A 17,302-nucleotide genomic window follows, 5' to 3' on the forward strand; every position below is an offset into this window, starting at 1 on the left:
CATGGAATTTACTCAAGTTCTGGTTGATGCGATGGCCAGCGTTTGGTCCCCGATTGCCGCCTTTATCCCGCGTCTATTTGGCGCCATGGTGGTGGTGCTGCTGGGTTTTGTGGTCGCCAAGTTCCTCGACACGCTGCTGTCGAAATTGCTCGGCAAGATCGGCCTGGATCGCCTGATGGCTGGCACTGGCCTGACCAAGTTGTTGAGCCGTGCCGGCATTCAGGTGCCGGTGTCGACCCTGATCGGCAAGATCGTCTACTGGTTCGTGTTGTTGATCTTCCTTGTGACCGCCGCCGAGTCGCTGGGCCTGGAGCGAGTTTCTGCGACCCTTGATGTACTGGCTTTGTACCTGCCAAAAGTCTTCGGTGCAGCTCTGGTGCTGCTCGCGGGCGTGTTGCTGGCGCAGCTGGTCAGCGGCCTGGTGCGCGGTGCCGCAGAAGGCGTCGGGTTGGACTATGCAAGTGGCCTGGGCCGCGTGGCTCAGGGGCTGGTGATCATCATCAGCATTTCGGTGGCGATTGGTCAGCTGGAAGTGAAAACCGACCTGCTTAACAACGTGATCGCCATCGTGCTGATCTCGGTCGGCCTAGCGGTCGCGCTGGCGCTGGGCCTGGGCAGTCGCGACATTGCCAGCCAGATTCTGGCCGGTATTTATGTGCGTGAGTTGTATGAGGTTGGGCAACAAGTGCAGGTAGGTGAGGTCGAAGGGCAGATCGAGGAAATCGGTACGGTCAAAACCACGTTGCTGACGGAAGCCGGCGAACTGGTTTCTGTTGCCAACCGCACATTGCTCGAGCAGCAGGTAAGCAGCCGCTAAGGCTAATCCCTGTTATTGTATGCGGCCAATCCGCAGCCTGATTTACAGGCTGCGCTGGCTTTTGTCCTGACTGTCGGCCCGACTCGTTTTGAATAAAGCCCACTCTGCGTCTCTGCGTTATGACCCCCGCGAACTCTCGGACGAAGAGTTGGTGGCGCGTGCCCACGACGAGTTGTTTCACATAACCCGTGCATACGAAGAACTGATGCGTCGTTACCAGCGCACGTTATTCAATGTCTGCGCGCGTTATTTAGGCAATGACCGTGATGCTGACGATGTTTGTCAGGAGGTCATGCTCAAGGTCTTATATGGCCTGAAGAACTTTGAGGGCAAATCGAAGTTCAAAACCTGGTTGTACAGCATTACTTACAACGAATGTATTACTCAATATCGCAAGGAGCGACGTAAACGTCGCCTTATTGACGCCTTAAGTTTGGACCCGCTTGAAGAAGCATCCGAAGAAAAAGCGCCAAAGCCTGAGGATAAAGGCGGTCTTGATCGTTGGCTGGTGCATGTTAATCCCATTGATCGGGAAATCCTGGTGCTACGTTTTGTCGCAGAACTTGAGTTCCAGGAGATTGCCGACATTATGCACATGGGCCTAAGCGCCACGAAAATGCGTTATAAGCGTGCACTTGACCGGCTGCGCGATAAATTTTCGGACAGCGCTGAAACTTATCTTGAATAAAGCCGTCATAGCTAACGGTTAATTCTGGTAGAATTGCCGGCTGAGTTGTCTTGTGTTTGTCAGACAACTTACTGACCACCAAGATAGGGAACATTAGTAATGAAATTGAAAAACACTTTAGGCGTTGTCATTGGCTCGTTGTTGGCCACATCCTCCCTCAGCGTTCTGGCTCAGGGTCAAGGCGCTGTCGAAGTGGAGGGTTTTGCCAAGAAGGAAATCTTCGACAGCGCCCGTGACTTCAAAAACAACGGCAACCTGTTCGGCGGCAGCATCGGCTACTACCTGACTGACGACGTTGAACTGCGTCTGGCCTACGACGAAGTGCACAACGCTCGTGGCGAAGACGGCCGCAACATCAAGGGCTCGAACACCGCTCTGGATGCTCTGTACCACTTCAACAACGCTGGCGACGCACTGCGTCCTTACGTTTCTGCAGGTTTCTCGGATCAGAGCATCGGTCAGTCCGGTCGCAATGGTCGTAACGGCTCCACCTTCGCCAACATCGGCGGCGGCGCCAAGTACTACTTCACTGACAACTTCTACGCCCGTGCTGGCGTTGAAGCTCAGTACAACATCGACCAAGGCGACACCGAGTGGGCACCAAGCGTCGGTATCGGCATGAACTTCGGTGGTGGCAGCAAGCCAGCTCCAGTTGCTGTTGCTGCTGTTGAGCCGACTCCAGAGCCGGTTGCTGTTGAAGAGCCGATGGAACTGGTTCGCGTTGAGCTGGACGTTAAGTTCGACTTCGACAAAGCCAGCGTTAAAGAAGAAAGCTACGGCGACATCAAGAACCTGGCTGACTTCATGAAGCAGTACCCACAGACCACCACCGTGGTTGAAGGTCACACTGACTCCAAAGGCAGCGATGCCTACAACCAGAACCTGTCCGAGCGTCGTGCAAGCGCTGTTCGTGACGTGCTGGTTAACCAGTACGGTGTAGACGCTGCTCGCGTTAACGCTGCTGGCTACGGTGAAGCTCGTCCGGTTGCTGACAACGCTACCGACGCTGGCCGCGCTGTTAACCGCCGCGTAGAAGCTGAAGTAGAAGCTCAGATCAAGCAGTAATCGATCTGGCTGTATAGAAAACCCGGCTTCGGCCGGGTTTTTCTTTATGGCCCGCAATCCATGGCGGCCCATAAAGAAAAACCCATGTAAAAAAGCTCGCTGGTGGCAGGCAAGGGGAACTTCGCCAAGCGGTTAGGCGCTGATAGCTGTGAGCTGTATGTTCGGTTGAGCGACCACCTCGCCAATCACCAGAATGGCCGGGCTTTTCAATTTGAAGTCGTGGGCGGCTTGTTGCATGGCCGCGAGGCTGCTGCGGCACTCGCGCTGATGTGGCAGCGAGGCGTTCTCGATCAAGGCCACTGGCATGTCGGCGCGCATGCCGCCTGCCAGCAGGCTCTCGCGGATTTCTGCCAGTTTGGCCACGCCCATATACACCACCAGCGTTGTGCCGCTCTGAGCCAGAGCAGGCCAGTTGAGACTGCTGTCATCCTGGGTGTGCGCGGTAACCAAGGTGACACCGCGTGCTACGCCGCGCAGTGTCAGAGGGATGCCGCAGTTGGTCGCTCCGGCCAGGCCTGCTGTAATGCCATTGACCATTTCCACTTCGATGCCGTGCTCGCTCAGCCAGTCGGCTTCTTCGCTGCCACGGCCGAAGATGCAGGGGTCGCCGCCTTTCAGGCGCACGACGCATTTACCCTGGCGGGCATAACGCAGCATCAGGCGATGGATAAACGCCTGTGGCGTGGAGCTGCAACCGCCGCGCTTGCCTACCGGCACGATCCGCGCGTTGATGCAATGCTCCAGTACGGCGGGATTGACCAGGTCATCAATCATCACGATCTCGGCCTGGTTCAGGGCTTTAACCGCCTTGAGGGTCAGCAGCTCCGGGTCACCGGGGCCTGCGCCTACCAGCCAGACTTTTGCGCTCATTTTGATCTCCTCAGCCCGTGTGCATCACCAGCAATGGTTTGATTTGGCTACTCAGCAGCCGTGTAGCAACAGTCATTTAGGGGGCCATCAATCTGCTTAAAAAAACTCACGCAAAACAAAAAATTGCCAGGAGCAATTTTGGACGCCGCCCCGCGACGGCCCGTAGGGTGGCTGCCATGGATCGCTGGCCACAAAAAAGGCGTCCCGCTAGTCACCTAGCGAGGACGCCTTTGTCCAAGTCCCGTTCTATCGGGAAGTGCAACCTTCTTCGTTGAGGCCGCGCTTTATTAAATTGTGCAATTACCAATGCAGACCCTGTGCCAACTTGTATGGTGCGTATTTTCAAGGCTTATCAGCAAGTTACAGCTATTTTTTGAGGGTTTTACGCACCATTTAAAGGCGCTTTGCGCAGTATTGGTGCGCACGTGGCGGCTTTAATGCAGTAGCCCGATCAGCAGGAGCAGATTCAGCAGCAGGGAAAACAAGGCCACGCCTCGCCAGACCAGCAGCGGTTCGCGTTCCAGCAGTGGCCGTGGCCGGCTGCTAAGGGATTTACGTTCCGCCTGCTCTAGAGTTAGCAGCCATTCTTCGGCAGTTTCATAGCGCTGTTTCGGTTCGGCACTGAGGGCGCGGTTGAGGCTGTCGTCGACCCAGCTGGGTAAATCTGGGCGATAGCGGCTGGCTGGAGTCGGCTGGCTGAAGCGTGGATGCTGGAAGGCTTCAATTTCACCATAGGGGTAATGCCCGGTAAGCAGAAAATACAGCGCCACGCCTGCGCTGTAGAGGTCCTGCTGCGAGCTGGGGGCGACGCCGGTAAAGGCTTCCGGAGCTATATAACTGGGCGTGCCGGGCAGCTCGCAGGGTTCATCGCGGGTCAGGCCGGGGCAGTAGGCCAGGCCGAAGTCCAGCACGCGCAGCTCGCCGTCATCGCCCCACAGCAGGTTTTCCGGCTTGATATCGCGGTGCAGGATGTTGCGCCGATGCAGCATGCCTAGGGCTTTAATCAGCCGTGGGGCGATGTCCAGCCATTCCGGAAGGCCCAGCGGGCCACTTAGGCGCAGGTGTTCGGCCAGGGTTTGCCCGGCGTATTCGCGCTGCACGTAGTAAAGATGCTGACGCAGCGGCAGCGGGTGCACTTCGGCGAAGAAGCGTCCGGCCACGCGGCGCACAAACCATTCTTCAAGCAATAGTGCATGACCGGCTTGCGGCTCATCGCTGCGGTTGGGCGGCAGGGTTTTCAGCAGCCAGCGCCGCGCCTGAGCATCACGCACTCGATACACCATCGATTGGCGCGATTCGGCCAGCAGTCGCTCAATCTGCCAGCCTTCGAAATTCTGCCCTTCACGCAGTTTGGCTGGTAGCGGCCAGTGCTGCAGTTGCGCCAAGGTGTCGGCCAGATCGCTTTGCGGTAATGCCTCAACGCGCAGCAGCAGGGCGCTCGCGTTGTCCTTGCTGCCGGCCAGGTGCGCGGCATTGACCAGCGCACGGCTGGCTGCAGGCAGATCTTGCTCCTCATGGAGGATGCGCTGAATGCCCGCGTCGCCCAGGGTGGCCCAGATACCGTCGCTGACCAACACGAAACATTCGCCGTGACGCAGCTCGCCATCCAGGTAATCCATTACCAGGTGCTGGTCCAGGCCCATGGCGCGCTTGAGCACATGCTGCATGCCGGGTTGTTCCCACACATGGTCTTCGCTGAGGCGCTCAAGCGTGCCGTTCAGCCAGCGGTAGGCCCGGCAATCACCGACGTGCGCCAGGGTAAAACGCCGGCCGCGCAGGATCAGCGCGCTCAGCGTGGTGAGTAGCGGCTGACCACCGCCATTGGCTTGCAGCCAGCGGTTGTGGGCTACCAGTACGCGGTCCAGCGATTGGGTGACTGCCCAGGTTTCCGGGGTGGAGTAGTAATCCAGGGCCAGGGCCTGCAGAGTGGCGCGCGCGGCGAGGCCGCCGTCGGCGCATTGGCTAACGCCATCGGCGATGGCGAACAGGTAGCCCTTGCTGGCCGCCAGGGCCGGAGTCGGGGTGACCACGCGAATGGCGTCCTGATTTTCGCTACGCGGGCCGGTTGCGCTGGCTTCGCCGAAGGTCAGTTGCAAGGCCATGCAGAGGTTCCTGGGCAGGCGGCTGAAGAAGCGCTGAGGCAAAGGCGAGGCTGGTGAGGCAGCTAAGGAGAGCCGCTGCCGACTTCTCCCGCCTTTCCTGACCAGTGCAATAAGCGCTGCCAGTCAGCCTCGCCTTTGCCTCAGTGCTCCAATAGTTTTGCGTAGGGTGTTGGATGAGAAAGGCGTTCTCCACCCTAATTCGGCAGTTACACGCGCGCTGCCGTCACTGCTGCGCTGCCCCAGGTGGTGCGCCAGCGCAGCTTGACTCCATAGAGGCCGAACCAGGCGAGCACGCCGAGGCTGGCGAACAGCCATAAGCCGAGCTGGTAATCACCGGTCTGCTGCTTGATGGTGCCCAGGCCGGCGGCGAGGAGGAAGCCGCCGATGCCGCCGGCCATGCCGATCAGCCCGGTCATTACGCCGATTTCTTTGCGAAAGCGCTGCGGCACCAGTTGGAACACTGCGCCGTTACCTGCGCCAAGGCCGAGCATGGCAGTGACGAACAGGGCCAGCGCGGCGGTCGAACTTTGCAGATTGAAACCCACAGCGGCAATGCTCAAGGACGCCAGGGTGTACATCATCAGCAAGGTGCGGATGCCGCCGATACGGTCGGCCAGGGCGCCGCCGAGGGGGCGCAACAGGCTGCCGGCACAGACGCAGGCGGCGGTGTAGTAACCGGCGGTCACCGGATTCAGACCGTACTGGTCGTTGAAATAACCGGGCAGGGCGCTGGCCAGGCCGATAAAGCCGCCGAAGGTCACGCTGTAGAAAAACATAAACCACCAGCTGTCGCGGTCACCCAGAGCTTTCAGGTAGTCAGCCAGTGCTTTTGGCTTGGGGCGCTCCGGAGCATTCTTGGCCACCAGAGCGAAGATCAGCAGGGTCGCCAGCAGCGGAATCAGCGCCCAGCCGAAGACGTTCTGCCAGCCGAACAGTGCCGCCAAACCAGGGGCAAACAGCGCAGCCAGCACGGTGCCGGAGTTGCCCGCACCGGCAATGCCCATGGCCTTGCCCTGGTGCTGCGGTGGATACCATTGCGAAGCCAGCGGCAGGGCCACGGCGAACGCGGCACCGGCAAAGCCGAGGAACAGACCCAATAGCAAGGCATGTTCATAGCTACTGATGCCGATCTGCCAGGCGCAGAACAACGCCACGATGACGATCACCTGGCCAACCAGGCCGGCGGTTTTGGGTGATAGGCGGTCGGCCAGAAAACCCATCAGCAAGCGCAGCACGGCGCCGGCGAGAATCGGCGTGGCGACCATCAGGCCGCGCTGTTGCGCGGTCAGGTCGAGATCGGTGGCGATCTGCACAGCCAGTGGGCCGAGCACGTACCAGACCATAAAGCTCAGGTCGAAATACAGAAACGCGGCGAACAAGGTTGGGGTGTGGCCGGATTTCCAGAAACTTGTATTCATCGAAAACCTCATTCAGCAAAAAAGGGTCCCGGTGGGGTGCGGTACGCCATGGTCGTGGACACGGCGGCCGCAACCCATCGGGGAGGTGGTGTACTTGTGGTACGCCACCCTGAGGCCGAAGCCACAGCTGGGTTGAGAGAGTTACTAGCGCGAGTCCTGGATCGCAGGGCAGGTGCCAGCCCCAAACGCTGGGGCGTAAAACGCAAAACGCCGCATAAGCCGAACGCCTTGGGGCGTGGTCTATGCGACGTCTTTGTCGTTTGTTGAGCAGCCGCCATTGGCTACCTGTAACAGGGCTATAGCAAGAGCTGCGCCAACCGGGTAAAGCCCTGCATTAGCGGTATTTTTACCTGCTACAAGGCTGCGATTGTGCTGCAAAAGGAGGCGTTATCAGAGTGGCTCGCCCTTGAATGGGGCGCAGGGCGTATTCCCGGTTCTGGCAAACCAGGCTGGGTAAAGGCAGGCCGCGATGGGCCTTGGTTCGAGTGCGTCAGCTGGTAAGCGTTAGCGCGCTGCAGCTTGAATCACTTGGTCTGGCGTCGGCGGCGGCAATTGCAGCCTGGGTGGGTAAAGGAAGGGTGAGGGGGGCCAGAGCGAGTAGGTTGCTCAAAAGCCCGGCGTGGCGGACATGGCTGCGCGTGGTCGGCATAGCAATTCCCCTGCTTTTGTTGTTATGCCTAAGGCCTAGCAGAGGATGTGCCAGCTGTCACGGTGCCAGCCGGATAATTGATCAATTAGTGTTCAGTTCTGCAGTTTGGCTGCGATCAAGCGTGATCAGGCAGGCAATCACCCGATTTATGCCGATAAGCCCAGGTTACTTGCTCAGCCAGTTGACCTTGCTGAATTTGCCGCTGAAGGTCGCCGGCATCTGCACCACTTTGCCCAGTTTGTAGTTGAAGAACACAAACCCGGACTTGGCCATTGCCACCAGCGTGTTGTCGGCGGGGCGGGTGATGCGGAAAGTAATGTCGCCACCATAAGTGTTGAAATCCATCACGCCAACCTCGAACAGCAACTGATCACGGGCGTGAGCCTCGGCGCGGTAGGTGGTGGCGAGGTCCGTGACGATGATGCCTGTGCCGTCTTCCTGGGTTTCCTCGATGCCGAACTCGAACAGAAAACGTGCCCGCGCCTCGGAAATCATCGAGATCATCGAATCGTTGCCCAAGTGGTTGGCCGCGTTGATATCGGTCACCCGCACGGTCAGGTGGGTGCTGTAGCAGAACTGGTCTTCGGGGAACTCAAGGGTCAGGCGGGCCATGCCAGCATCCGGTCGTCAGTAAAAGGTGGCGAATGTTAACCCCGTTCGCATCTGTCGGGCAGCCGCTGATGCGCGTAGCAGGTAAAACGGTGATGATCGGCCCATCATCTTCAGGTGCGGAGTTAAGCGCGAATGAACTTCAGGCTATTGAGCATGGGTGGACTGCTGGCGCTGCTGATGCTGGGGGATGTGCAAGCGCAGGGGCTGCGCGATGCCATGAGTGATCGACGCAGTGCCAAAAGTGCCGCGCAGCTGGGTGCTGAGCTGTTGGCAGATCTGCCATACGGTCAGCATGAGCGCCAGCGCCTGGACGTTTATCGGCCACTCAATGCGCACTCTGCGCCCATATTGCTGATGGTGCATGGCGGTGCCTGGGATAAAGGCGATAAGCGCATGGACCGGGTCGTAGAGAACAAGATGGCGCGTTGGTTGCCCCAGGGATACCTGATTGTGTCGACCAACTATCGCTTATTACCGGATGCCACCCCCCTGCAGCAGGCCGAGGATATTGCCCAGGCGCTGAGCTACGTCCAGCAACATGCAACAGCCTGGGGCGGTGACCCGCAGCGCGTGGTACTGCTGGGGCATTCGGCAGGTGCGCATTTGGTCAGCCTGCTCAGTGCCGCTCCTGAGATTGGCCAGGCTTATGCTGTACAACCCTGGTTGGGCACCGTGGCACTCGACAGTGCGGCGTTTGATGTTGAACGCATTATGCGCGACAGGCACTACCGCCTGTATGACAAGGCGTTTGGCCAGGACCCGGCCTATTGGCGTGCCGCATCGCCCGTGTGGCGTTTGCAGCAAGCAGGCGCGCCAATGCTGGCCGTCTGCTCCAGTAAACGCAAAGAGGCATGCCTCCAGGCGCAGGGATTTGCCGAGCGAGGCCGCGCATTGGACATGCAGGTGACGGTATTGCCACAGGCGTTGTCGCACGGCGAGATCAATGCGCAATTAGGCGTGCCGGGCGCCTACACCGATGCAGTGGAAACCTTCTTCCAGCGCATCGGTGCCACGCCTGCACCCTAGGCCGCCGGGCGTTGCTGGCGCTGGTAGAGAAACTCCAGCACGGCAGTGCGGTAGGCGTGGTAATGCGGGTCATTGGCCAGGGCCAGGCGATCCCGTGGGCGCGCCAGCTCGACCTTGACGATATCGCCCACGGTCGCTGCCGGGCCGTTGGTCATCATCACGATGCGATCAGATAGCAGCACTGCCTCATCGACATCGTGGGTCACCATCACCACCGTGCTGTGGGTTTCGCCGACGATGCGCAGCAGCTCGTCCTGCAGGTGCGCGCGTGTCAGGGCATCCAGCGCGCCGAAGGGTTCGTCCATCAGCAGCACCTTGGGCTGCATGGCCAGAGCGCGGGCGATACCGACGCGCTGCTTCATGCCGCCAGAGATTTCATTGGGATGCTTGTAGGTGGCGTGGCTCAGGCCAACCATGGCCAGCGCCGCTTCGGTGCGCTCCTTGAGCTGGGCTTTGCTTTCCTTGCCGGCGAAGACCTTTTCCACCGCCAGGTAGACGTTGCCGTAGCAGGTCATCCAGGGCAGCAGACTATGGTTCTGGAACACCACGCCGCGCTCCGGACCGGGGCCGTCGATCTCGCGGCCGTTGCAGATCAGGCCGCCTTCGCTGGCCTCGAGCAGGCCGGCGATCAGATTGAGCACGGTGGATTTACCGCAACCCGAGTGGCCGATCAGGGTGACGAACTCTCCCTTGGCAATGCTCAGATTGACGTCTGTAAGGGCCTGGAAACGACCTTTCTTGGTATCGAAATGCTTGCCGACCTGGGTCAGCTCCACGAATTTATCCATGTTGCGGCTCCTTAGCTGGCCTGCTTTAACTGGCGTAGTCGAAACGTCTGGCCAGCAGCAACAGCAGTTGCTCCAGGGCCAGGCCGACCAGACCGACGATGATGATGGCGATGAGGATGTGTTCGACGTTGAGGTTGTTCCACTCATCCCACACCCAGAAACCCAGGCCCGTGCCGCCGGTGAGCATCTCGGCGGCGACTATCACCAGCCAGGCCACGCCAATGGCCAGGCGGATGCCGGTCATCAGATGCGGCAATACAGCGGGAAACAGGATGCGTGTGAGTACCTTGAACTCCGACAGCTTGAGCACCCGCGCCACGTTCAGATAATCCTGCGGCACGCTGGCCACGCCAGCAGCGGTGTTGAGGATGATCGGCCAGATTGAGCTAATGAAAATTACCCAGATCGACGCCGGGCCAGCCGCTTCGAACACCAGCAGGCCGATGGGCAGCCAGGCCAGCGGCGAAACCGGGCGCAGCAGGCTGATGATCGGCGAGAGCATGCCGGCGAGAAAGGCAAAGCGGCCGATGGCAAAGCCCAGCGGGATGCCCACCAGCGCTGCCAGACCAAAGCCGATACCGACGCGGCCCAGCGAATGCAGGATGTTCCAGCCAATGCCCATGTCATTCGGGCCGTTGTCATAGAACGGGTTGGCAAACAGCTCCAGCGCCGCCGCCCAGGTACTTACCGGACCAGGCAGGCCCTCGCTCTTGGTCGCAATCAGCGCCCACACGCCGATAAACAGCAGGATGCCGAGCAATGGCGGCACAACCGCCTTGAGCAGGCTGGTCAGCGCCGCCACGCCTGGCAGAACCAGGCGTGGCGCTTTGCTGATCGGCGCAGCTAACGGCAATGGGGTTTTCAGTGGTGCGTTCATCACGAACCTCCCAATCAGGCTTTAATCGCAAAGGAGTTGGCGTAGGCAGCCGGGTCGGAGCCATTCCACACGTTGCCGTCGATCAGCGTGCTGCTGCGCAGCAAGCTGGCCGGCACGGGGATGTTCAGCGCACTGGCGGCTTCCTTGAACAGCGCCACCTGGTTGACCCCGGCGGCGACGGCGGCGTAGTTCGGGTCTTGCTTGATCAGCCCCCAGCGCTTGAACTGGGTCATAAACCACATACCGTCGGAGTGATACGGGAAGTTCACCGTGCCGTTCTTGCAGAAGGCCATGGCGTGGTCGTCTTTCCAGCTGTTGCCCAGTCCGTCCTCGTACTGGCTGAGGAAGCGCGGCTCGATCACTTTGACCGGCGCATTGACGTAAGCCTTACCGGAAATCAGCTTGGCCGTGCTCTTGCGGTTTTCCTCGCTGGCCTCGATAAACTGGCTGGCGTCCAGCACCGCCATGATCAGTGCGCGGGCTGCGTTGGGGTATTGCTCGATAAAGGCGCGGGTGGTGCCGAGGACTTTTTCCGGGTGATCCGGCCAGATCTGCTGAGTCGTGACGGCGGTGAAACCGATCTTGTCGGCAATCGCCCGCGCGCCCCAAGGCTCGCCTACGCAGAAGCCGTCCATATTGCCGACGCGCATATTGGCGACCATCTGTGGTGGCGGCACGACGATGGTTTTCACATCGCTCATCGGGTTGATGCCCAGGCTTGCCAGCCAGTAATACAGCCACATGGCGTGGGTGCCGGTGGGGAAGGTCTGGGCGAAGGTCAGCGGGTTGCCGCCTTTTTTCACATGCTCGGCCAGTTGTGCGCCGTTGGTGACGCCGGCCTCTTTGAGCTGTTTGGAGAGGGTGATGGCCTGGCCGTTCTGGTTAAGGCCCATCAGCACGGCCATATCCTTCTGCGGCCCGGCGATACCCAGTTGTGCGCCGTACATCATGCCGTACAGCACGTGGGCGGCATCCAGCTCGCCGGTATTCAGCTTGTCGCGCACACCGGCCCAGGAGGCTTCCTTGCTTGGGGTGATGGTCAGGCCGTATTTCTCGCCAAAGCCCTGAGTAGCGGCGACTACTACCGAGGCGCAGTCGGTCAACGGAATAAAGCCGACTTTCAGCGCCGCCTTTTCCGGTGCATCGGAACCGGCGGCCCAAGCCATGCTACGCAGCGAGGCGGGCGCGCTAAGGCCAAGGGCGGCGACACCGCCGACAGTGCCGGCGACGGCAATCGAGGTTTTCAGGAAATTACGGCGGCTGTGCAGGCTTGGGTGCTTCGAATCACGATCAGTCATAGGTCTGTCCTTTCTGGCCGATAAAACGGCTGAAACAAAAAACGGCGTACGCCAGGCCACCTCAAGGAGGGGACCTGACGGACGCCGTTGTCCGTGATCCGCGGCTCACCGCCGTTGGTGGGCTGCGCAGGAATCTTGTGAGGACAATTGCAAGGGGCTTGCCAGTTTTACTGGGGAGCGGCGGCTAACAAACGCCAGTGCGCGCTGAGAATGGCTCGAACGAGCCTTAGGTTGGCAGGCTTAAACGCTATAAATCATAGACTTAAGCGCAATATTGAATGTTGGCTAGAGCAGAGTTTTCATAGCGTAGTGGCTCCCCATGCCGCAGATCAGCAGCGCTGCCAGCCGGCTTATTGAGCCAATGCTGTGCATGGTCAAGCCGCTGCCAAGCGCTTTTGCTTCGCCTTGGTGCTGGGCGAGTGCTGGTGCTTATGGCGTGCCACAGCCTTAGCGGGACAGCGATTTCCCCTGAGCTTCCTCGACAAACTCCTTGAGCCAACGCAGCACCTCCACCGCATCCCAGCGCGAGGGGTCGAACATGGCATAGGCCAGGCCCTGATAACCGACCACATCCAGCTGACGGTGATAGCCGGCGCGCTGCAGCAATGCTTCGATCTCGGCAAAACAGGTGTTGAAGTGCACCCGGGAAAACGGCGTTTTGCCCTCGGTGACGATGCCTTCAAGCTGCAATTCATTGACGGTGGCCCGGATTTTTTCCAGGGGCATGCGGTTTACGCTGTGTTTCAGCTGCAGTACATCGAGCATCTGGGTACTCCTGTTAACGCCTTGTATGGGCCCGACTTTCCGGGCGGCATGGTTGGCTGGATGGCATGACCAAGGGTAATCGAAAAATACTGTACAAATAAACAGTATTCGATAATAGTAAGCCCAAGGCCTTAACCGGCACCTACTCGATCACTCGCGCCATCTGCCCGCAAAGCCAATGGCCACAGGCACTGCAGAGGAGTCACTAACAATGCAACAGATGCTGATGACAATTGTGCTGTTGGGTCTTTTGGCCGGTTGTGCGCAACCGCAGCTTGATCAACCGAGGGCCAATGGCACCTACCTGGTGATCGAGAACGGGCAGGCCTGGGCGGTGCTGGTATCTGATGGCAAACGCGTGGAAGAGCAGGGTACGGTGGTGGATGTGATCAGATTGCCGAGCGAGAACTCTGCCGTAGCGGCCAGTTATGTGATCGAAACGGCCAATTGCGGTCGCGTGCAGTGGCTGAGCGAGCGCTCGGATGCGGCGGATGGCATGACCAACCTGATGTCGCTGCACAGCAACAATCAACTCGGGCAGAGCGGCTGCGTCATTACCGATGGCCTTACCCGGGTTTGGACGGTACTGGATTACTCCGGTTGAGACGAAAGAGGGCACCCTAAGGTGCCCTCTGTTTGTTTACTCGTCGGCCTTGGCCTTCTTGCTGGGTAGCAGGCCATCGGCGCGGAACATCGTTTTGATCCCGCGAATCGCCTGACGAATGCGGTCCTGGTTTTCGATCAGGGCAAAGCGCACATGGTCATCGCCGTAGTCGCCGAAGCCGATACCCGGGGAGACGCAGACCTTGGCCTCCAGCAGCAGCTTCTTGGCGAACTCCAGCGAGCCGAGCGCGGCGTACTGCTCAGGAATCTTCGCCCAGACGTACATCGAGGCTTTCGGGTTTTCGACCATCCAGCCCAGCTCGTGCAGGCCTTTGACCAGCAGGTTACGGCGCTGGCGGTATTGCTCGGCGATATCGCGCACGCACTGCTGATCACCTTCCAGCGCGGCAATCGCCGCCACCTGCAGTGGGGTGAAGGTGCCGTAGTCGTGGTAGCTCTTGATTCGCGCCAGGGCGCTGACCAGCTCCTTGTTGCCGACCATAAAGCCGATGCGCCAGCCAGCCATGTTGTAGCTCTTCGATAGAGTGAAGAACTCCACGGCAATGTCCTTGGCGCCCGGCACCTGCATGATCGACGGGGCTTTCCAGCCGTCGTAGACGATATCGGCGTAGGCCAGGTCGTGAATCACCAGCACGTCATATTGCTTGGCCAGGGCCACCACGCGCTCGAAGAAGTCCAGCTCCACACACTGCGCGGTGGGGTTGGAGGGGAAGCCGAGGATCATCATCTTCGGCTTGGGGATCGACTCGCGAATCGCCCGCTCCAGCTCGGCGAAGAAGTCCACGCCGGGAATCAGCGGTACCGAACGCACTTGGGCGCCGGCGATTACCGCACCGTAGATATGAATCGGGTAGCTGGGGTTGGGCACCAGTACGGTGTCGCCATGATCCAGGGTGGCCAGCATCAGGTGCGCCAGGCCTTCCTTGGAGCCGATGGTGACGATGGCTTCGCTTTCCGGATCGATCTCGACTTCGTAGCGGTCCTTGTACCAGCGCGAAATGGCGCGACGTAGGCGCGGAATGCCGCGTGAGGTGGAGTAGCCGTGGGTGTCTTCGCGCTGGGCGACCTGCACCAGCTTTTCGACGATATGCTGCGGCGTGGGGCCATCCGGGTTGCCCATGCTGAAGTCGATGATGTCTTCGCCACGGCGACGCGCGGCCATCTTCAGTTCGGCAGTGATGTTGAAAACGTAGGGGGGGAGTCGATCGATGCGCGCAAAGCGGCGCGAAGCTTGGTTAGCCATGCTTTCCTCGGATACGTAAGCGCCCGGAACCGTCCGAGCGACGTTGGCCAGTGCGCTGGCCGGGTGGCGAAGATAAGCGGCGCGCCCCCGGCTGTCCAGCACAGTCAAGCTGCGCTGCGGCATAACAGTGCGATTGGCTTAGCTGCCAAGCATGTCGTGCATAGCGATGATCTGTTCGGCCACCTGCGCCAGTTTTTGCTGGCGGCTCATGGCTTGACGGCGCATCAGGGTGTAGGCCTGTTCTTCGTCACAGCTTTTCATCTTCATAAGTAGGCCCTTGGCCAGCTCGATGCGCTTGCGTTCGGCCAGCTGGGCATCGCGAGCCTGCAGCTGTGCGCGCAGCGCCTGGTCGCTTTCGAAACGGGCCATGGCCACGTCGAGAATCGGCTGCAAGCGCTGGGCGTGGATGCCTTCGACGATATAGGCGCTGACCCCGCTCTGGATCGCCTGGCGCATCACACCGGGGTCGTGCTCGTCGGTGAACATGACAATCGGCCGCGGTTGATCACGGCTGACCAGTACCACCTGTTCCATCACGTCGCGGCTGGGTGATTCGGTGTCGATCAGGATCACGTCAGGTCGAATTGCCTCGACCCGCTCCGGCAGGTCGATGGTCAATCCGGATTCGTCGATGACCTCGAAACCGGCCTCGGTCAGGGCGTTTTTCAGGCGGCCAACCTTCTTTGCGGTGTCATTGATCAGCAGGATGCGCAGCATGTTAGCGGCTCTCCTGTTGGGCGCTGAGGGGGGCATCGGCCAGGGCGTGCAGGGCAAAGCTGCGCGCGTAAGCGGCCGGGTCGCTGCCGTCCCAGACCTGGCCATCGAGCAACTGGCTGCGGCGCATTTCGCTTGGTATGTCGATGCCGAGCGCTTCGGCAGCCTGGCGGTAGAGGCCGAGTTGCTGCACCTTGCGAGCAATCGCCAGGTAGTCCGGGTCGTCACGCAGCAGGCCCCAGCGGCGGAACTGGGTCATAAACCACATGCCGTCGGACAGGTACGGCTGGTTGACTGCGCCGCCTGCGTGGAAGCGCAGCGGGTGGGCATCCTGCCATGCATGGCCGAGCCCGTCCTGGTACTGGCCGAGGAAACGCGGCTGAATCGCCGACAGCGGCGCATCGACATACTCGCTACCACTGAGCAGTTGCGCTGTGCTGCGTTGGTTTTCTTCGCTCTCATCGATAAACCGACTGGCTTCCAGCACAGCCATGATCAACGCACGCGCGCTGTTGGGGTACTGCTCAGCAAACTCACGGGTGCAGCCCAGAACTTTCTCCGGATGGTCCGGCCAGATGGCCTGGCTGGTGATAAGGGTGCAACCCATCTGCTCATTCACGGCCTGAGCGCACCAGGGTTCGCCGACGCAGAAACCATCGATGCGCATGGCCTTAAGGTGGGCGAGCATCTGCGGTGGCGGTACGACAACGCTGTCCACGTCGCTCAATGGGTGAATGCCTTGGCTGGCCAGCCAGTAATTCAGCCACATGGCGTGGGTGCCGGTGGGGAAGGTCTGGGCGAAGGTCAGTTTTGCGCCAGGCTGGTGCGCGCGTTGCACCAATGCGCTGCCAGTGCTCACACCGGCAGCTTGCAATGCGGGCGACAGGTTGATGCTTTGGCCGTTCTGGTTCAGCCCCATCAGCACGGCCATATCGGTGGCTGGTGCACCGCCAAGACCCAACTGCACGCCATAGATCAGGCCGTAGAGGCTATGCGCTGCATCGAGTTCGCCGCTCAGCAATTTGTCGCGCAGCGTGGCCCAGGAAGCCTGGCGCTGCAGGTTAAGCGTCAGTCCATGCTTCTCGGCGAAGCCCTGGGTGGCGGCGACGATGACCGATGCGGCGTCTGTGAGGGCCATAAAGCCGATGTTCAGCACCGGTTTTTCCGGTGGGTGGCTGCGGCTGATCTCGTGCTCATTCATGGTGCGTTTCCTGTGCCCACACAAAAAGGTGCCGTGCCAAGCACTGACTTCAGTCAGCGATCAGAACGACACCATTGTCTATTTGAGCCGTTTCCGCCGTTGGAAAGGCTTAGTGGCTTAAGCCAAAGCAAGGCGTATGCCAGTGGATGGTACTGGGACGCAGACAGAACAAACCCCGCCGTAGCGGGGTTCGGTTTGGGGCTGGCAGAGCTGGTTTAGCGTTCCAGCATCTGCTTGACTGAACTCTGTGGGATTTGCTGTTTGCGGCCTTCACTGTCGGTGAACTCGATCATGCCGGTGTCCTCATCCAGCTGCGGTTTGCCGTCGCTGGTCAGCATCTGCCCGTCGGTGGTACTGATAATGTATTCACTGCTGCAGCCGGCCAGGCTGAATACGCAGAGTGCAGCAATAATCCAGTGTTTCATGAGGCTCTCCTGATGGTCCGTGGTGCGTTGTTGCACCCCCATTTCAGAAGGTAGCTGCTGAGCATTGCCTGGCAAGCCAGGCTGCAATAAAAAAGCCCCGCACTAGGCGGGGCTTTCTTG

General features: G+C 59.9%; 17 protein-coding genes. 5 read left to right on the top strand and 12 right to left on the bottom strand.

What is annotated here, in order from left to right:
* Position 1: 1 nt before the first annotated feature.
* From HBN63_RS11545 to HBN63_RS11555, 3 genes are all read left to right on the top strand, one after another.
* Positions 2 to 817 carry a mechanosensitive ion channel domain-containing protein gene (locus tag HBN63_RS11545; protein WP_090255898.1) on the top strand — a complete coding sequence of 272 codons (816 nt, stop codon included), beginning with the start codon at positions 2 to 4 and terminating at the stop codon, positions 815 to 817.
* Between the two features lie 88 nt (positions 818 to 905).
* Positions 906 to 1,505 (top strand): RNA polymerase sigma factor SigX, encoded by a 600-nt coding sequence (gene sigX / locus HBN63_RS11550; RefSeq protein WP_090255897.1) that lies wholly within the window; start codon positions 906 to 908, stop codon positions 1,503 to 1,505.
* A gap of 99 nt (positions 1,506 to 1,604) precedes the next feature.
* Positions 1,605 to 2,570, top strand: a complete 966-nt coding sequence (locus HBN63_RS11555; RefSeq protein WP_090255896.1) for an OmpA family protein — start codon at positions 1,605 to 1,607, stop codon at positions 2,568 to 2,570.
* Positions 2,571 to 2,702: 132 nt separating this feature from the next.
* Here HBN63_RS11555 and cobA read toward each other — a convergent pair whose 3' ends face one another.
* The 4 genes from cobA to HBN63_RS11575 form a co-directional block, all read right to left on the bottom strand.
* Complete coding sequence (gene cobA / locus HBN63_RS11560) at positions 2,703 to 3,440, bottom strand: uroporphyrinogen-III C-methyltransferase (RefSeq protein WP_170049524.1); 738 nt, start codon at positions 3,438 to 3,440, stop codon at positions 2,703 to 2,705.
* 434 nt (positions 3,441 to 3,874) lie between these two features.
* Positions 3,875 to 5,542: a bifunctional protein-serine/threonine kinase/phosphatase gene (locus HBN63_RS11565; protein ID WP_170049525.1), complete on the bottom strand. Its 1,668-nt coding sequence runs from the start codon at positions 5,540 to 5,542 to the stop codon at positions 3,875 to 3,877.
* Positions 5,543 to 5,748: 206 nt separating this feature from the next.
* Positions 5,749 to 6,960 (bottom strand): nitrate/nitrite transporter, encoded by a 1,212-nt coding sequence (locus tag HBN63_RS11570; protein ID WP_170049526.1) that lies wholly within the window; start codon positions 6,958 to 6,960, stop codon positions 5,749 to 5,751.
* 814 nt (positions 6,961 to 7,774) lie between these two features.
* Positions 7,775 to 8,221, bottom strand: coding sequence for a thioesterase family protein (locus HBN63_RS11575; protein ID WP_090255892.1), 447 nt, complete (start codon positions 8,219 to 8,221; stop codon positions 7,775 to 7,777).
* A gap of 153 nt (positions 8,222 to 8,374) precedes the next feature.
* On the opposite strand from HBN63_RS11575, the gene HBN63_RS11580 reads away from it, so the two are divergent.
* On the top strand, positions 8,375 to 9,247 hold the full coding sequence (locus HBN63_RS11580) for an alpha/beta hydrolase (RefSeq protein ID WP_170049527.1): 873 nt from the start codon (positions 8,375 to 8,377) through the stop codon (positions 9,245 to 9,247).
* Here HBN63_RS11580 and HBN63_RS11585 read toward each other — a convergent pair.
* The 4 genes from HBN63_RS11585 to HBN63_RS11600 form a co-directional block, all read right to left on the bottom strand.
* Entirely contained in the window at positions 9,244 to 10,035 is a 792-nt protein-coding gene (locus HBN63_RS11585) for an ABC transporter ATP-binding protein (RefSeq protein WP_108488301.1), read from the bottom strand. The two genes, HBN63_RS11580 and HBN63_RS11585, sit on opposite strands and share 4 nt — an antisense overlap.
* 25 nt (positions 10,036 to 10,060) lie before the next feature.
* On the bottom strand, positions 10,061 to 10,912 hold the full coding sequence (ntrB, locus tag HBN63_RS11590) for a nitrate ABC transporter permease (protein ID WP_170049528.1): 852 nt from the start codon (positions 10,910 to 10,912) through the stop codon (positions 10,061 to 10,063).
* A gap of 14 nt (positions 10,913 to 10,926) precedes the next feature.
* Positions 10,927 to 12,210 carry a CmpA/NrtA family ABC transporter substrate-binding protein gene (locus HBN63_RS11595; RefSeq protein WP_170049529.1) on the bottom strand — a complete coding sequence of 428 codons (1,284 nt, stop codon included), beginning with the start codon at positions 12,208 to 12,210 and terminating at the stop codon, positions 10,927 to 10,929.
* A gap of 447 nt (positions 12,211 to 12,657) precedes the next feature.
* Positions 12,658 to 12,975 carry a transcriptional regulator gene (locus HBN63_RS11600; RefSeq protein ID WP_170049530.1) on the bottom strand — a complete coding sequence of 106 codons (318 nt, stop codon included), beginning with the start codon at positions 12,973 to 12,975 and terminating at the stop codon, positions 12,658 to 12,660.
* Between the two features lie 211 nt (positions 12,976 to 13,186).
* On the opposite strand from HBN63_RS11600, the gene HBN63_RS11605 reads away from it, so the two are divergent.
* On the top strand, positions 13,187 to 13,579 hold the full coding sequence (locus HBN63_RS11605; RefSeq protein ID WP_170049531.1) for a hypothetical protein: 393 nt from the start codon (positions 13,187 to 13,189) through the stop codon (positions 13,577 to 13,579).
* A gap of 36 nt (positions 13,580 to 13,615) precedes the next feature.
* On the opposite strand, the gene alaC is transcribed toward HBN63_RS11605, so the two are convergent.
* From alaC to HBN63_RS11625, 4 genes are all read right to left on the bottom strand, one after another.
* Positions 13,616 to 14,842, bottom strand: a complete 1,227-nt coding sequence (alaC, locus tag HBN63_RS11610) for an alanine transaminase (RefSeq protein ID WP_170049532.1) — start codon at positions 14,840 to 14,842, stop codon at positions 13,616 to 13,618.
* 138 nt (positions 14,843 to 14,980) lie between these two features.
* Entirely contained in the window at positions 14,981 to 15,559 is a 579-nt protein-coding gene (locus HBN63_RS11615) for an ANTAR domain-containing response regulator (protein ID WP_160088464.1), read from the bottom strand.
* 1 nt (position 15,560) lies between these two features.
* Positions 15,561 to 16,757, bottom strand: coding sequence for a CmpA/NrtA family ABC transporter substrate-binding protein (locus HBN63_RS11620; protein WP_170049533.1), 1,197 nt, complete (start codon positions 16,755 to 16,757; stop codon positions 15,561 to 15,563).
* 215 nt (positions 16,758 to 16,972) lie between these two features.
* Positions 16,973 to 17,182, bottom strand: coding sequence for a YgdI/YgdR family lipoprotein (locus HBN63_RS11625; protein WP_090255882.1), 210 nt, complete (start codon positions 17,180 to 17,182; stop codon positions 16,973 to 16,975).
* Positions 17,183 to 17,302 lie beyond the last annotated feature (120 nt).

It is taken from the genome of Pseudomonas sp. WS 5011 (assembly GCF_012985775.1).
In the GTDB taxonomy this organism is placed as follows: Bacteria; Pseudomonadota; Gammaproteobacteria; order Pseudomonadales; family Pseudomonadaceae; genus Aquipseudomonas; species Aquipseudomonas peli.

Bases quoted from the DNA above. Each gene is read 5' to 3' on its own strand.
- HBN63_RS11545 (WP_090255898.1), top strand. From the start codon at position 2: ATGGAATTTACTCAAGTTCTGGTTGATGCGATGGCCAGCGTTTGGTCC.
- HBN63_RS11555 (WP_090255896.1), top strand. From the start codon at position 1,605: ATGAAATTGAAAAACACTTTAGGCGTTGTCATTGGCTCGTTGTTGGCC.
- cobA (WP_170049524.1), bottom strand. From the start codon at position 3,440: ATGAGCGCAAAAGTCTGGCTGGTAGGCGCAGGCCCCGGTGACCCGGAG.
- HBN63_RS11565 (WP_170049525.1), bottom strand. From the start codon at position 5,542: ATGGCCTTGCAACTGACCTTCGGCGAAGCCAGCGCAACCGGCCCGCGT.
- HBN63_RS11570 (WP_170049526.1), bottom strand. From the start codon at position 6,960: ATGAATACAAGTTTCTGGAAATCCGGCCACACCCCAACCTTGTTCGCC.
- HBN63_RS11575 (WP_090255892.1), bottom strand. From the start codon at position 8,221: ATGGCCCGCCTGACCCTTGAGTTCCCCGAAGACCAGTTCTGCTACAGC.
- HBN63_RS11580 (WP_170049527.1), top strand. From the start codon at position 8,375: ATGGGTGGACTGCTGGCGCTGCTGATGCTGGGGGATGTGCAAGCGCAG.
- HBN63_RS11585 (WP_108488301.1), bottom strand. From the start codon at position 10,035: ATGGATAAATTCGTGGAGCTGACCCAGGTCGGCAAGCATTTCGATACC.
- ntrB (WP_170049528.1), bottom strand. From the start codon at position 10,912: ATGAACGCACCACTGAAAACCCCATTGCCGTTAGCTGCGCCGATCAGC.
- HBN63_RS11595 (WP_170049529.1), bottom strand. From the start codon at position 12,210: ATGACTGATCGTGATTCGAAGCACCCAAGCCTGCACAGCCGCCGTAAT.
- HBN63_RS11600 (WP_170049530.1), bottom strand. From the start codon at position 12,975: ATGCTCGATGTACTGCAGCTGAAACACAGCGTAAACCGCATGCCCCTG.
- HBN63_RS11605 (WP_170049531.1), top strand. From the start codon at position 13,187: ATGCAACAGATGCTGATGACAATTGTGCTGTTGGGTCTTTTGGCCGGT.
- alaC (WP_170049532.1), bottom strand. From the start codon at position 14,842: ATGGCTAACCAAGCTTCGCGCCGCTTTGCGCGCATCGATCGACTCCCC.
- HBN63_RS11615 (WP_160088464.1), bottom strand. From the start codon at position 15,559: ATGCTGCGCATCCTGCTGATCAATGACACCGCAAAGAAGGTTGGCCGC.
- HBN63_RS11620 (WP_170049533.1), bottom strand. From the start codon at position 16,757: ATGAATGAGCACGAGATCAGCCGCAGCCACCCACCGGAAAAACCGGTG.
- HBN63_RS11625 (WP_090255882.1), bottom strand. From the start codon at position 17,182: ATGAAACACTGGATTATTGCTGCACTCTGCGTATTCAGCCTGGCCGGC.